The sequence below is a fragment of the Pedobacter sp. genome (assembly GCF_035566355.1).
Lineage (GTDB): Bacteria > Bacteroidota > Bacteroidia > Sphingobacteriales > Sphingobacteriaceae > Pedobacter.
Map to the genome: position 1 here is coordinate 1 of NZ_DATMRL010000637.1, position 14,673 is coordinate 14,673.

Here is a 14,673-nt window from a genome sequence, read left to right on the forward strand (position 1 = left end):
TCTATTTTAAAATGTACATCGCCATTAAATTCTATGATTTTCAACAGGGAGGATATATTTTTGGAACGTGAAACTTTGCCCTCATATATGCTATTGGGATCGGGTTTAAACTGATAAACCACTTCTACATTATACCACTTGGCCACTTTTGCCATAATGGCTTCCAGGTTCTCATCAAATTTGAAATAACCGTTTTTCCAGGCCACAACATCTTCCACATCTATCTTATTTGTAACCGCAATTCCCTCTTTGCCTACTTGTGCCTGCTCGCCGGGAACCAGCAGCTTTGTTGCTTTACCTTGCGACACTTTTACCGAACCTTCTATCAATGTGGTCCTGATGAGTTTTTCATCGGCGTAAGCCATAATATTGAAATGTGTCCCCAGCACCTCAACAACCTGATGGCCAGCCTGCACTTTAAATGGCATCTGAGCATTGTGCGCCACCTCAAAATAAGCTTCTCCAGAAATTTTCACATTCCTTTCATTCCCGGTAAAATGTAACGGATAAGTAATACGCGACAGAGCATTTAACCATACCTTGGAATGGTCGGGAAGAATAACTTGCCACTGTCCCCCCACTGGTACTTCAATAGTATTAAATTCTGGTTTGAGCGCTGTAGATGCTGTGCTTTCAGTAGCCTCATAAACCAATTGACCATTCGCGGTTTTGGAAATCCGGATGCCGGTCTGGCTGGCAATCTGACCGTTACTTAAATCCTCTAAACTGATTTTTTTACCATTAGCGAGTATTAAAACAGCTTTATTGTTTCCTGGGGCAACGTCATGAACAGCAACAGAATCCTTAATATATTTTTTTTGCTCAGCAAATTGAAAATAAAGTGCTACGCCAATGGCCAAGAATACTGAAGCCGCAAGTGTAAATATTTTTATTTTTTTATATACGTTAATCCTAGCAACCGGGGCTGCAGCCTGATGTATGCGGTCATAAATCCTGAATAATATTTTCTGTTTGGTTTCTATACGTTGGTCAGACGGCATGCCATCCGTATACCCCTCATTAGAAGCCTGATTCTCATACCAAAGATTAATTTCTTCAATTTCGGCATCTGTGGCTTGTCCATTTTTAAATCTGGTCATGATCCCCAGCAGATGCTTCTCGAATTCCTTTTGGTTATTGCTCATATAAGGTATTCGAAACAAACCCCAAAAGGTTCTACTCTAGAATTAAATAAAATCAAAAAAAACAATAACCTACTGATTATCAGAAATAAATATTCAAAAATCTATTTAGGCAAGAAGAGCAGACAAGCAATCAGCAATTTTATTGTACTGCCTTTAAATTCTTCTCTCAGCAGCACCATCGCTTTGTGAAGATGTTTTTTCACTGTACTAATCGAAATTGCCGAACGTTCTGCAATTTCCTGATGGGATAATTCTTCAAATCGAAACATCATAAATACTTCTCTGCATTTTTCAGGCAATTTTTTGCAGCTAGATAGTATCAGCGTTTTAAATTCTTTAATCTCTAACTGGTCATCCGGAGTTACAGGAGAAAGCGTTGTTTCCGCAATCAAATGATCCAAATGCTTATAATGCAGTTGCTGCAAACGATAGGCATCAATCACTTTAAACTTAAGTGCTGTTTTAAGATAAGCCTCCAGAGTAGATTTTGGATCTATTTCTTTACGGCGAAAATACAAGCTGACAAGTACTTCCTGAACAACCTCCTCAGCATCTTCTCTCGAACGTAAACGCTGATAAGCTGCATTCAATAATATTTCCCAGTACCGGTTGTAAATTTCAGTAAATGCATTCTCATTTCCCAGTTTAAGTTGGAGAATTAACTCAGCATCAGAGAATTGATCGCAATTTTTCATTAAAACTAAAAGCTATACATTTATAAATCATCTTAAATCACCGCAATCTTATGAGATGCATTATCGGCTAAAAACATACTATGCTCTAAAGAAATTCTATTTGGTTTCGGATTAAAATTATAATTATTTATTTGTTTAGCAAAACTAAACTTTGTTTATTATCAACAAAACAAATTCCAGTTAAATTATAGTTACCAAAACCAAGAGAAAGCACACCAACAATTTACATTTCTGCACCCAATCCAATCTGCAAACAAATCGGTCTGCAAACAAACCCTATCTAAACCAAATCAGTCTGCAAACAAATCCAATCTGCAAACAAACCCTATCCGCATCAAATCGGTCTGCAAACAAATCGGTCTGCACCCAAGAAAATATGTTTTCATGAGCGAACCTCAGAACCTGAAGCCCTTCGCGCAAGGTTCAGAGAGCTCAGAAAACATATTTTCTAGCACAATAATTGCATTGTTTCAGTATGATCAAAAAGCTCCCACTTCCTTTATGGACCATTATTTCTCCCCTGATTGCCTGGCTTGCTTACTTCGCATCCAGATTAAACCTAGGCGGAATGTATACCTTTTTCCTGGCCGCCGTGCTCATCGCTGCCGTATTAGCTGCAGTGCACCACGCAGAAGTTGTTGCTCACCGTGTTGGTGAACCATTTGGCACGTTATTACTTGCGCTGGCCATTACAATTATAGAAGTGGCACTGATTGTTTCTTTAATGTTGGCGGGTGGCCCAGATACCGCTACCCTTGCACGCGATACCGTACTTGCAGCAGTAATGATCATTCTAACCGGCATTATTGGCCTTTGCCTACTGGTTGGAGGTGCAAAGTTCAAAGAGCAAGTATTCAATTTGTCTGGAGTAAGTGCAGCATTGATCACTTTGACCGCAATCCTGGTGCTTACCCTTATTCTTCCAAACTATACAACCAGTAAGCCCGGTCCAGAATATTCCTTCACACAACTCTTCTTTGTAGCCATTATATGCCTGGTTTTATATGGATCTTTTATACTCGTCCAAACCATCAGGCACAGAGATTTCTTTTTGCCGCCCGACGCAGACGGGAATGAAGAAGTACATGCAGATCCACCAACAACAAAAATAGCCTTGTTTAGTGCATTTCTACTCCTTTTATGCTTAGGTATCGTTGTATTACTGGCCAAGGCCATTGCACCCGATATAGAAAATGCAGTAATCAGCTTCGGAGCACCTAAATCGCTGGTGGGTGTAATCATTGCAGCCGTCGTTTTACTTCCTGAAGGACTTGCAGCCTACCACGCTGTCCGAAAGAACAGATTACAGACAAGCTTAAACCTTGCCCTGGGTTCCGCATTGGCCAGTATTGGTTTAACTATTCCCGCAGTAGCCATGGTTTCGATTTTCACCGGAATGAGCATCACACTCGGAATAGATATGAAAGCTACGGTATTGCTGCTGCTTGCACAGTTCACCATTATGCTTTCACTCGCCACCGGTCGCACCAATATCCTGCAGGGTGTCGTCCTGCTCGTAATATTCGCCGTATACCTCTTCACTATCATAGCCCCTTAACTCAGAAATCTACTCTGCACCCTCACCGGTCTACACCCAATCCTGTCTGTACCCTCACCAGTCTGCGCCCAATCCGGTCTACACCCAATCCGGTCTGCACCCAATAAAATATGTTTTCATGAGCGAACCTCAGAACCTGAAGCTCTTCGCGGAAGGTTCAGAGAGCTCAGAAAACATATTTTACTTCACAAAACTCCCATCTCCCCGCCGTGTTCCCGTAGCCGATCTGCTCCGCGTAAACTGTTGCGGAGACCAGGCCACCTGACATAAAAAGTAACGGCTTTTATCACTCGACAAAACATTGGAATAACCCGTAACCGTCTGGGAAATCATGTTATTGTTGTTCTGTTGAAAAGCATCCATAACCACAAAGCTGACAGTTAAATCCTTTTTCTTCAGGCAACGTTTCTCAATATTGGCATTAAGCACAAAAGGATGCTGGCTACTTAATAAACTGCTGGCTCTTGTAATGTTCTGTGTTGCACTAAAGTTGATTTTAAGCTCTCCCGGAAGAAAAACAGCCCCATTGATCTGCCCATTAAATTCATTATTATACAAGGGGCGTCCCGGCTGCAGTGAATTAATGTTATTACTGGAACGATATACCAATGTCGAGCCAATATCCAGCCACTTTACAGGAGTAAAAGAGGCAATCAATTCATGATTCGTAATCAACTGATCCGTCTGTTCCCGGCTATTGTCAGCAAAATACACCTGCTGTCCCCATTCTACCCTACCATTAAATCTAAGCATCGTATTCATCCCGCTTAAGTTTTTTGACAACGAATAATAAGCAGCATTGTTATTCCCGCCCTTTACATTCAGATAATAGGTTTCTGTACGAATAGTCTTGGTTGCAGTATCTATCCGGACAAGCCTGTTTCCTGCGATGTCATTAGATGTTTTAGCATATGACAGGCCGGCAGAAATATCTATCCCGATTTTGGGAACAACAGAATTATACCGAAGACTCCACCTGTCAACTAAACCACTTTCCAGATCTTTGTTACCGATCACGACATCAAACGGCGTAGTATAGTAAGGCTTGGTATTCAGCTGCAATAACGTTGGTAAATGTACCTCCCGGCTATAAGTTGCATCGAAATTACCCAAATGCTTGCTTTTATATCTAAGCGTTACATTAGGTAAAAAAACAGCTGTACGCGAAGAAAGGTCCAGCTCCTTTAAGTGGAAACGGGTATGCTGCCAATTGATCTCATAATCGCCCATAAATTCCACTGAAAACAGCTCATTATAATTATAGGCCACAGACAAATAAGTAGGCAACTTGTAATTTAACAGTACATTATCATTACTGAGGTCATTTAAACGTGTTACTGCTCCTCCTGGTGTAACCTGGTCCCGGTAATTAACATCTATATTCTTGTCAAGCATAGGAACTGTTCTGAATATAAAGGAAAATTTCTTTAGCCATACATAGCTTAAAGCTGCCGACAGAGAATGATTAGCCGTAACATTCTTCTGCCGTTGTAGCAAATACAAGGAACTGTCTGCCTTTGTAAGATCTGTTCCATATATATCTGTATTATCATGGCCTGATCCATCCATGCTTCTACTGAGGCTGTTAATACTTAAATTTAGTTTTACTTTGCGAGAGCTAAAAAATGACAAACTGGAATTCAGGTTAATCGAAGGAGCATCTGAACTCCTTCCTGTGACTATCCGTTGTAAGTTTTCCAGAATACCAGTTTGATGGATTTCACTGAAGTTTTTATTCTGGCTGCCTGATGTATTTGCGCTCAATATGGTCATCATCGTAAAATCACGCTTATTTAACATCGCATCCAATCCCAGGGAATGATTCGTATTAGTATTGTCCTCTCTTCTCCGGGTACTTTTTTTCAAACTACCTTCTTTAAAAAACTCTTCCGAAATGCCCTCCGTCTCGCTCAAACTATGCGTTTTCGTAAAATTGTATTGCAGACCATAACTTAAAAGCCCCCACTTACTATTATACTGCAATCTCCCCAGCGAACTTTTTGACACCCCACCCGATCCACCTCCGGTTCCTCCTAAGCCTATTATCCCACGCATACTATTACTGATCGTACCTATGGGTTGGCCACTCATTATACCCAGCGGTTCCTGTTTACCGGCAACATTAACGCGCCATGACTGTCCGTCATCGAATGCCTGGGCATAGACATTCCCTGTATAACGGTCTTGTGTGCCCCCTTCCAGGCTCATCTGATACATCTTTGCAGCCGATTTATCTGCTTTGCTAATAATATTCAGCGTTTGAGATGAGGGATCTGAAGCCGATAATTTCGGCCCTGTTCCATCTGCATTATTCTCAACAATTTGTATGCGTTCTACAATGTCCGCAGGTAATTCCCTGATTGCAGCAGCCACATCCCCTTCAAAATACTTCTTCCCATTAAAAAGTGCCCTGTCAACAGGCTTTCCATGATAACTCAACATGCCATTGACGTCCGTACTGAAGCCCTCCATCCGCTTAAGCATATCTTCCAACCGCGCATAGTCTCTTACAATATAATCTTTTGCCCAAAACTCAATGGTGTCGCCCCTTTCCTGTTTCCCTCTTGCACTTGAGATTACGACCTCTTTCAATTGCACCAAATCAGACTTCATCACTACCGGGGGTAAAACCAGGATAGCTTTGGTGTCGTTAAGGAAATATTTCTTATAATAAGGATGGTACCCCGTCATATGTACCCCGATAGTGAAGTTTTCACTATGCACAGCGGGGAAATTAAACACCCCATATTCAGAAGTAACCATTTGTAGCGTATCCTTCTGCGAAACCAGCCGCACTGCAATTGATGGAATGGTTTTACCCAGACTATCTCTCACAACACCATTCACCCGTCTCACCAACACAGGTTTGGGCTTAGCAGGTAGTTGCGCAAAAAGCTTGGTGCCAGACATCAGCAGAAGCACAGCAATAAATAAAATCTTATACATGGAGTTATTTTAGATGGTAGGTAATAGTTAGTTTTGAATCGGTTCGGAGGTCCTCCACGGCATCTGCCGTCCCATTTAGCAAATCAAAACCGGCCAAATTCCCAAGTACTCCCAGGGCACCCAAAAGCTCTTGCTCGCCCGTTATGACAATCCGAATTATACAGGTACCCGCTGTAACCGGTAATAATTTCATAGGAATCGCCAATTCACAATCGGCACCGACGACTTTCGTTGTGCCAGATTCCTCGGAAGACAAATGCCTGTCAGCAGCTACCTCCTGTTTATCCCAAAATCTTCCAGAAGCCTGGATCCCATAGTTGTTATAAATGGTAACCGTGTCTGCTGAACTGCGACCAACAGTTTTCACCTCCAGGTAGTTCCACATCTCCTCTTTATTATCGCTATAATGTCCGGGATAAACAATTTTAATTTCCCTTTTATCTGCTTCCCCTCCGCTGAGCTCAAATAGAACACGTCCTGAAAGCGCCATTTTCCAGGCGTATCTTGGCCGTTTTAAAGCGATATATAAAAAATCATGATCATTATGTACCTGGTAATAGAGCTGAGCAGTTTTATCGTAGTTTCGCAAAGAACCACCCCATTCAGAAAGATTGCCATCTACAATAACATTTTCGGGTTCGGGTGATTGCGCCCGAATGACATGAGGAAAGCCGCAACAGAATAACAATGAAACACACAAATACCTATACGTAAGTGTAGTTAACCCTTTTCTTAGTGTGTTTTTCATATCAATGGTTCAACATATAATGACGATTATTTTATATATAGGCATTGAATTGTCAAAAAGGGTGAATAACCGATTTCTTTTTTAAACATCCGGTAATCGGATCATTGAAATCATTAGATATGAACTGCCATAATTTAAACGACTATTTGAAAATTTATAAATGCATAATCAGGTCAAACTCCTACCTTCAACAAAAAAAGATTCATGAAAAATTCCCCCTTAGCCAAGCTTATTCAAGGATTGCTGATGCTGGTTTCTGTAGTATTACTAACTTCTTTTTCTTCAGGAAAAAGAACGAAACTGAATATTATTTTTATAGGCGACAGCATTACTGAAGGGAGCGCATTACCACAGCCATCCCTGGAAGCACCCTCAATTTTAATTAAACAAATCCTGACCGCAAAAAAGCAATTTACATCTGTTAATATTTCAAATTTGGGCTTTAGCGGACATACCAGCTTTGACTTTTTACCCACCACTAATAAAGATTTCCCAAAGGTTATTGAAGCTGCAAATACACTAAACAAAGATACCTCTGCTACACTTTTGTTTTCTATTATGCTGGGAACTAATGACAGTGCCATATCCGGACCTAATGGATCACCCATCTCTCCAGAGCAATACGATCAAAATATTTCTAAAATAATCGACGTTTTATCAGATCAATTTCCAAAAGCAAAATTTGTAATTCAATACCCCCTTTGGTACAGTACTAATACCCAGAATAATGCCTCTTATTTAGAAGAAGGTTTAAACCGATTAAAAAGCTACCTCCCAAAAATAGACAACCTGGTTAAAAAGTATAATAAGCTAAGCCCGAAACGAGTATTTGCAGGGGATAAATCTGGCTTTGATTTTTTTGAAAAGAACCACATTGCCTTGTATAAACCAGAACAAGGCAAAAAGGGAACATTCTATTTGCATCCAAATGCAGATGGATCAAAAGAACTCGCAAAAATTTGGATCAAAGGAATATTAAAGGCGATCTAATCCACTCTGCACCCCCACCGGTCTGCACCCAAGAAAATATGTTTTCATGATCGAACATCAGGGCCTGAAGCTCTTCGCGAAAGGTCCAGAGAGATCAGAAAACATATTTTCACACCTTATTTCTTATCGATCAAGAAGTTCCAGTATTTTTTCACTTTGGATAATCATCATTCCCTGTCTATCCTCAGTTATACCCTCCTTAAGCCTATACGTATACTGCGGTATTCCCCCCTCAAGTATAGTCGGCATATACCGAAACTGAATATTAGGAAAGGACCTAAGTTCTTCGCCCACTTCAATAATATGCGTAGAAACCACAAACAAACAATTTGTGTACTCAGCAAAACCTTCAGTTACCGCTAATGTACCATCAAAAGCATCCTTTACATTCGTTCCTTTAAAAAGCTCGTCGAACATCAACATCAACCTTGCCCCGCTCGCTGCCGCCTCAGCCGCTTGTTTTACCCTAACCACCTCAGCGTAAAAGTGACTGTAGCCCAGGTTAATGTTATCAGCCACATTAATGGACGAATAAAGCCCTTCCCTCAGAGAGAATTCAAAGTGATCCGCAGCTACCGGAAATCCCATATGAGCCAGATAAATTCCAATACCAAGAGATTTCATCCAGGTAGATTTTCCAGCCATATTAGCACCTGTCAGGAACAAAACATTACTGTCTTCCTCTAATAGTAAATCATTTCCAATGGCCTTTTCAATGCAAGGATGACGCAGGTTCTTGCAACGAAAAATATTCTCTTCGGGCTCTAATGCCGTAGCATACCGCAAACCTTTTGCTCTTGCAACCATGCCAACAGCCTGATAAACGTCCAGTTCGTAGATGAATGATAAAACATTCCCCATGTCTGCAAGTAACTTCCCTTTAAGCAAATGTTCGTAAAACACGAGTGTACCTAAAGCGATTTCTGAATAAATATCCATTTGCAGGAGCTGGTCCATTTCGGGCCTTTTGAGCAATCCCTGTATTTCCTGTACCCGCGATTGGAAAGGTTCAGGAGCCCAGGACAACAAGGGTATAAGAGCGGCGGTTTTCTTTAAAACCTGAACGATCGCCTGAAAGCCCTGAATACTCTTTTTATATCGTTCATCCCGGGTTAACCGAGCCAATATACTCCTGGAAAGCAGACTGAAATAAACACGTATTTTATGGTTGTAAGTTTTGGTATCCAGATATTCCCTGAACACAGAAATCACCTGAACATCGTAATCAAACCTGAAATCATGTTCTTGAAAACATTTAAACGTTTCACTCCTTTCATTGATCAGCACCGTGCTGGATAAAGGATTATTGAACATCTCATCCAGCAGCTGTTCCCCGCCCCGCGTTCTGACCTGATTGAATAAGTGGTATACCGAACCAGCCCTGAATTTCCCAAGTAAGTTCAGTTCATCTAAAGTTTGCCTGTCTATCTTAAATTTGCTCATTTTTTCCAATATTTATCGGGCTTCATCACAGTAAATTCTTCCCTTTTTTCCATTCTTCAATATGTCCAGAATTCCCTCGCTACGTATAATTAACATACCATGCCGGTCATCTGTAACCCCACGCTCCAATGTATAAGTGTATTCTGGCGTAGTGCCCTTCATCCGCGTTGGCAGGAATAAAAAGTCTATGCCAGGTTCTACCCCCAATTGCTCTGCAGCCTCTACGATATGGGATGAAATGATAAAACGGCTTTCGGAATTCCGGGCAAAGCCAATAGCAATAGCCACTGTGGCTTCATGCGCATCTTTAACATTTGTTCCACGAAACAATTCATCGAAAATGACAAACAGCTTTTTTCCTTTATGAAGCTCGGTGGCTATCTTCTTTACACGCAATACCTCTGCATAGAAATGACTCGCTCCCATACCCAGATCGTCTGGTAAATTAATGGTGGTATACAATCCATCCATTATGGAAAACTCCATAGCCCGGGCAGCAACAGGAAATCCCATATGAGCAAGGAAGGTTGCCGTACCGATCGATCTTAAAAATGTACTTTTTCCCGCCATATTCGCCCCCGTTAGAAAAACCAGGCTAGAATGACCTTCCATCACCATATCATTCGCTACCGGTTTTTTCAGTTCCGGGTGGAATAATCCTTCCACACGCAAAATACGGCTTCCTTTTCCGTGCGCTTTAGGATAAGTAAACCCATATTTCAGGGCTATGCGCGCAATACTCAAGTATACATCCAATAGGTAAATGAGATGGAGCAAGCCTTCAATTTTCAATTGTCCTTTACTCCTGAAAAGTGCATCAAAAGCCGTTATTGCAGAATAGGATACCTTACCACTGCTCTTATCCCGCAAAACAGGCTGTAAAACATCCGATTCCAGAATTGCGATGATGGCATCCCTTTCTCCGGCAAAAGGAATTGAGGCTTTCACCACATCGATATCGACAAATACTTTAAGTTTCTGTGTGAGCTGGATGATAGAGACCACCCCGTTTTCAATATCCTTATCGTTTAATATTTGCTGTCGGGAAGCTCCTGCATCTTTGGTACTGGCCGTATATTTTTCGGCCATATCCAACAGAGAACCTTCAAAGGGAAATTCCAGTTTATGTGCTGAAAAATAAGCAAAAATATTACAACGGTAACGAATGGATTCCATATCCGATAATGGATTCCTGAACATTTCCCTTAACAATTTCTCGCCACCCCGGGTATGGGTATCATTATACAGATCAAATATCCCTGTTTGTTCCCTCTTGCCAAAAATCCGAAGATCTTCCAGGGTCTGCGCGTCTGTTTCAAGTTTCATATCAAGGTTATTTACGTTTACGGCGAAGCAATAGAATTGCACCCAGGCAAGCTATTACGGCTGGAAAAATCCATACAAATACGATTTTGATTATTTCTGCTGTTCTCAGAGAAATAGTCAATAGTACGTCTATGGGTGTTTTAGGAACAATATAAATAGGAAGACGGTTGTGATCCAACCAACTAAAAAGAGCTATTGAAAATAAACCTCCACCTCTTCTCAATTTGGACATAAAATCCGCATCTCCGGATACCGCAACCCGCTGTTCTTTTTGCTTGATCTCCCGCGAGAGGCTCAATAATGTAGAATAGCTTTTCTGTTTCGTATCCCCTGCAGAAGGATTATAAACAGGAGGAACTGAATCCACCACAAGCTTGCCAATTTTGTTAAAGGCATTACGGGAAGGATTTGTTTTCAGGATAGATTGAGTTTTAAATCCCGTGCCGGCATTGACCACTGCCACTTCAGAAACACCAGGCATAAGGATCTCCATCTCGGGCATTTTCTTACCACGTGCCAAATCTGCTCTTTGCATTATAAATTGATCAGATAGGCTTAACCCCTCTTTCGTCAATTGTGGTTTCACCATTTCAGGCGTTTCATTAGCTGTCAATTCTACCAGCGTTCCAGGATTCAGTTGCAGCCCCAATCCTGTAAGCACAGGATTCAGCATGCCTTGTTTTCCCGGTTCACCTAAAATTAAAGTATTACCGCCTTCTGCGATATAGCGTTTTATTTTTTCTTGTTTGACCAGGCTCAGATCTGTTTTAGGATCTGCAATCACCAAGGCGGCAATTCCTTTAGGAATTTCTTGTTGATCTAAATTTATACTATCACTGTCAAAACCAAGATTTGTCATTGAAAAACGGTTGGAAATATCGTTCAACTGGTAGTGGTATTCCCGCTCACCTGTTTTATACACACTCCTTTCCAGGTTACCAGAAGTAAAAATAAACTTTGGTCTGGTGGGCTGCTGAAGCCGCTTAAAAGCAGCAGAAACATTCATTTCGTTTGGCCAGAAATCAGGATCATCATAAGTCCGGAGAAAGGTCGAACGTCCTTTATATTTGAGTTGCATCACCACCCTCATACCTTCAGGTCTCAAATCAATCTCTTTGCGGATTTGCTCAGGGCTTTCATAATTAGAAGGATCAACTCTTTTTAATTTAGCTGTTATTTCTGCAATTTCCTTAAGGGACTTCTTCGGATACATTTTAAAGAGCATGTTATCTTTGTCTGCTACATCGTAGTAATTGACATACTTTAATTTGATCTCTGGTTTAAAACGAACATATCTTTCCCAAAATGAAATCTCATAATTTTTTCTGTTCTCAGGCAAACCGCCCTGATCTATACCTCCGCCTAATAAGTTCACATAAAGCGTAACCTCCAGAGGCTCTCCCTTTTCAAAGTCTTTGATCACCTTCTGGCTATTAGGGTGTATGGTATTGACTTCATTACGGGTCACATCCCAATAGCCCATAAAAGCGGGCCTTGATGTAATATATCCTATGGCCAGTACCCCAACAAAAACAGATACATATTGCAATGCCTTAGTTAGCCAGGGCTTTGATTCCATCGCCCCTTTTACCCGAAATAAAGTGAAAGACAAGAACATACCTATAATTAAAAGATAGTAAATGACATCACCCGAGGTAATCAGACCTGCAATCATTTTATCGGTACGACCATTGGCAGAAAGAAAATAAGTCAAATCACGGACAAAGTCATATTGTTGCCCAATCGTACCAATTGCTGTCAGTAAAAAAATGATTAAGAAAGTAGATATCGCCGATACAATGGGGTAGGTACTCAGGCTGCTCATAAAAAGACCGAGTGCGGTATAACAACATATGAGCAGGAAAAGTGCCAGCAAGGAAGAAAATATCAGGCCGGCATCCATATGAACAATTGAAAACATACTGCTGATCAGAAATATCGCTACAATTCCTAATAACATTAAGTTATAAAGTACAATGGCCAGATATTTCCCTAACACAATATGATAAGGTTTTATTGGTGACGAATAGAGCAATTTGATGGTGCCACTATTGATTTCCCGGTTGATCAGACTCATGGTCAATAGAGGAACAAAGAGATATAAATTACCGACTACACTTGAAAACAGTCCGCCCTTCAAGAGGATAATATTGGTAAGTGAGGCACCAAACCCCTCAAAATGCGGATTTGACCCAACAGCAACATCCTGATAGCCGGCCATCATAGCCAGCTGATTGGTGTAAAAATAGCCACACTGAAGCAAAAAGGCCACCCCAAGAAACCAGGCTACCGGAGAAAAGAACAGGTTGCGGATTTCATTGAGTGCAATTTTATAGATAAGTTTCATTTAGTTTATTTAATGGTTTAGGTTTATGGTCATGTAGGTTATGAATCAACATTAATTCTGTAGAGTTTGCGTGGAAAGTTGCTTAAACACATCCTCTAATCCACCTTTCTCCAGACTAATCTCTTTTAATCTCCATCCATTGTGTACACTACGCTCTACGATACGTTCTTCAACATTCTGTCCGTTATCAAAAAAGATCCGCAGTTTGCGCTCACTCATATATTCCACCCCTGTTATACCTCTAATCTCCCGAAGCTCGGCCTCTGCTGGTGGATTCTCCAGATAGACCAGCAAGCTGTTTGGCCTCAGATAATTGTTAAAGGCGTCAATCGTATCAGAAAAGACTACGCGACCTGCTTCAATCATAATAATCTCCCGGCACAGCAAATGAATTTCACTCATGACATGGGAAGAAAGCAATACGGTTCTCTCTTTACCAATTTCCTGAATAAGTTTTCGTACTTCAATCAACTGATTGGGGTCTAAACCATTAGTTGGTTCATCCATGATCACCAATTGTGGTTTATGAATAATAGACTGCGCAATACCTACCCGTTGTCTGTACCCTCCCGAAAGATTTTTAATCAGCCGGTTACTGAAATGGCTGATCTGACATTTCTCTTTAACTTCTTCTACTGCAACACTTATAACAGATGGATCCATAAGGCGGAGCTCAGCACAATAGTGTAAATATTCATCAACAGTAAGATCAGTATATAAGGGTAAGATTTGCGGTAGAAAACCAATCTCTCTTTTGGCCCGTTCAGGCTCCTTTTGTAAGTCGATCCCATTGATCTCAATACGTCCCTCGCTCTGTTTCAAGGCGCCGCATATAATATTCATTGTGGTCGACTTACCCGCACCATTTGAACCTAAAAGGCCAATGATACCGGTTTGGTTAATATCCAGGTTGATATCCCGGATGGCCCATGTCAGGGAATACCGATGAGATAAATTGCTTATTTTTAATATACTCATAATTACTTAATTACACTATTCAACACGTTGTTCACTTGATCTCCATAGAGCCCGACAGCAATGACCTTGCCTTGCGGATCAATTAGAAAATTTGTCGGAATATAGGTTACACCATATAGGCTTTGAGTCTGTTTAGCCGAATCGTCGACCAATTGTGGCCAGGACAATTTTTCATCTTCCAGCGCTTTACGCCATTTACTTTGGTCCTCATCAACCGATAGGCTGAGCAGCGTAAAATTCTTCTGACCAAACTGTTCATGTGCTTTTTTCAGGAATGGCATTTCATTCCGGCAAGGAGCGCACCAACTGGCCCAAAAGTCCAGCAAAACATATTTACCTTTATAATCAGAGAGTTTAACAGATTTACCACTAGCATCTGAAAGTGCAAAATCAGGAGCTTGCTTATTTAACAAAGCATTTTCTACTGCTGCAGGCATCTTAAGGTTCAGCATTAAAGTGGCCAGCCTCGACATCCGGGCTTGAGGTCCAAGTTGCTT

11 protein-coding genes are annotated in these 14,673 nt (G+C 41.1%); 2 read left to right on the plus strand and 9 right to left on the minus strand.

Translation table 11 applies throughout. The features are described from left to right. Positions 1-1,145: FecR family protein (locus tag VNZ46_RS24965; protein ID WP_325563685.1), on the minus strand; the 1,145-nt coding region annotated here is incomplete at its 3' end. A gap of 101 nt (positions 1,146-1,246) precedes the next feature. Next, the gene (locus tag VNZ46_RS24970) at positions 1,247-1,840 is read right to left on the minus strand and encodes an RNA polymerase sigma-70 factor (protein WP_325563687.1); all 594 of its coding nucleotides are present in this window, start codon (positions 1,838-1,840) and stop codon (positions 1,247-1,249) included. Between the two features lie 475 nt (positions 1,841-2,315). Between VNZ46_RS24970 and VNZ46_RS24975 the strand changes: the two genes are divergently transcribed. Then, positions 2,316-3,398, plus strand: coding sequence for an ionic transporter y4hA (locus VNZ46_RS24975; RefSeq protein ID WP_325563689.1), 1,083 nt, complete (start codon positions 2,316-2,318; stop codon positions 3,396-3,398). Positions 3,399-3,578: 180 nt separating this feature from the next. Here the strand turns inward: VNZ46_RS24975 and VNZ46_RS24980 are convergent, their stop codons facing one another. Both VNZ46_RS24980 and VNZ46_RS24985 read right to left on the minus strand, forming a co-directional pair. Continuing rightward, on the minus strand, positions 3,579-6,344 hold the full coding sequence (locus VNZ46_RS24980; RefSeq protein WP_325563691.1) for a TonB-dependent receptor: 2,766 nt from the start codon (positions 6,342-6,344) through the stop codon (positions 3,579-3,581). 4 nt (positions 6,345-6,348) lie between these two features. Next, positions 6,349-7,092 carry a hypothetical protein gene (locus VNZ46_RS24985; RefSeq protein ID WP_325563693.1) on the minus strand — a complete coding sequence of 248 codons (744 nt, stop codon included), beginning with the start codon at positions 7,090-7,092 and terminating at the stop codon, positions 6,349-6,351. 204 nt (positions 7,093-7,296) lie between these two features. Between VNZ46_RS24985 and VNZ46_RS24990 the strand changes: the two genes are divergently transcribed. After that, entirely contained in the window at positions 7,297-8,082 is a 786-nt protein-coding gene (locus tag VNZ46_RS24990; protein WP_325563695.1) for a GDSL-type esterase/lipase family protein, read from the plus strand. A 123-nt stretch (positions 8,083-8,205) separates the two neighbouring features. Here the strand turns inward: VNZ46_RS24990 and VNZ46_RS24995 are convergent, their stop codons facing one another. From VNZ46_RS24995 to VNZ46_RS25015, 5 genes are all read right to left on the minus strand, one after another. Continuing rightward, entirely contained in the window at positions 8,206-9,525 is a 1,320-nt protein-coding gene (locus tag VNZ46_RS24995; RefSeq protein ID WP_325563697.1) for a MutS-related protein, read from the minus strand. Positions 9,526-9,537: 12 nt separating this feature from the next. Continuing rightward, positions 9,538-10,851 (minus strand): MutS-related protein, encoded by a 1,314-nt coding sequence (locus tag VNZ46_RS25000; protein WP_325563699.1) that lies wholly within the window; start codon positions 10,849-10,851, stop codon positions 9,538-9,540. 7 nt (positions 10,852-10,858) lie between these two features. Then, the gene (locus VNZ46_RS25005; RefSeq protein ID WP_325563701.1) at positions 10,859-13,198 is read right to left on the minus strand and encodes a Gldg family protein; all 2,340 of its coding nucleotides are present in this window, start codon (positions 13,196-13,198) and stop codon (positions 10,859-10,861) included. Between the two features lie 51 nt (positions 13,199-13,249). Next, positions 13,250-14,176, minus strand: coding sequence for an ABC transporter ATP-binding protein (locus VNZ46_RS25010; RefSeq protein ID WP_325563703.1), 927 nt, complete (start codon positions 14,174-14,176; stop codon positions 13,250-13,252). A gap of 2 nt (positions 14,177-14,178) precedes the next feature. Continuing rightward, positions 14,179-14,673, minus strand: a 495-nt coding sequence (locus VNZ46_RS25015) for a TlpA disulfide reductase family protein (RefSeq protein ID WP_325563705.1), incomplete at its 5' end; no start/stop codon positions are given.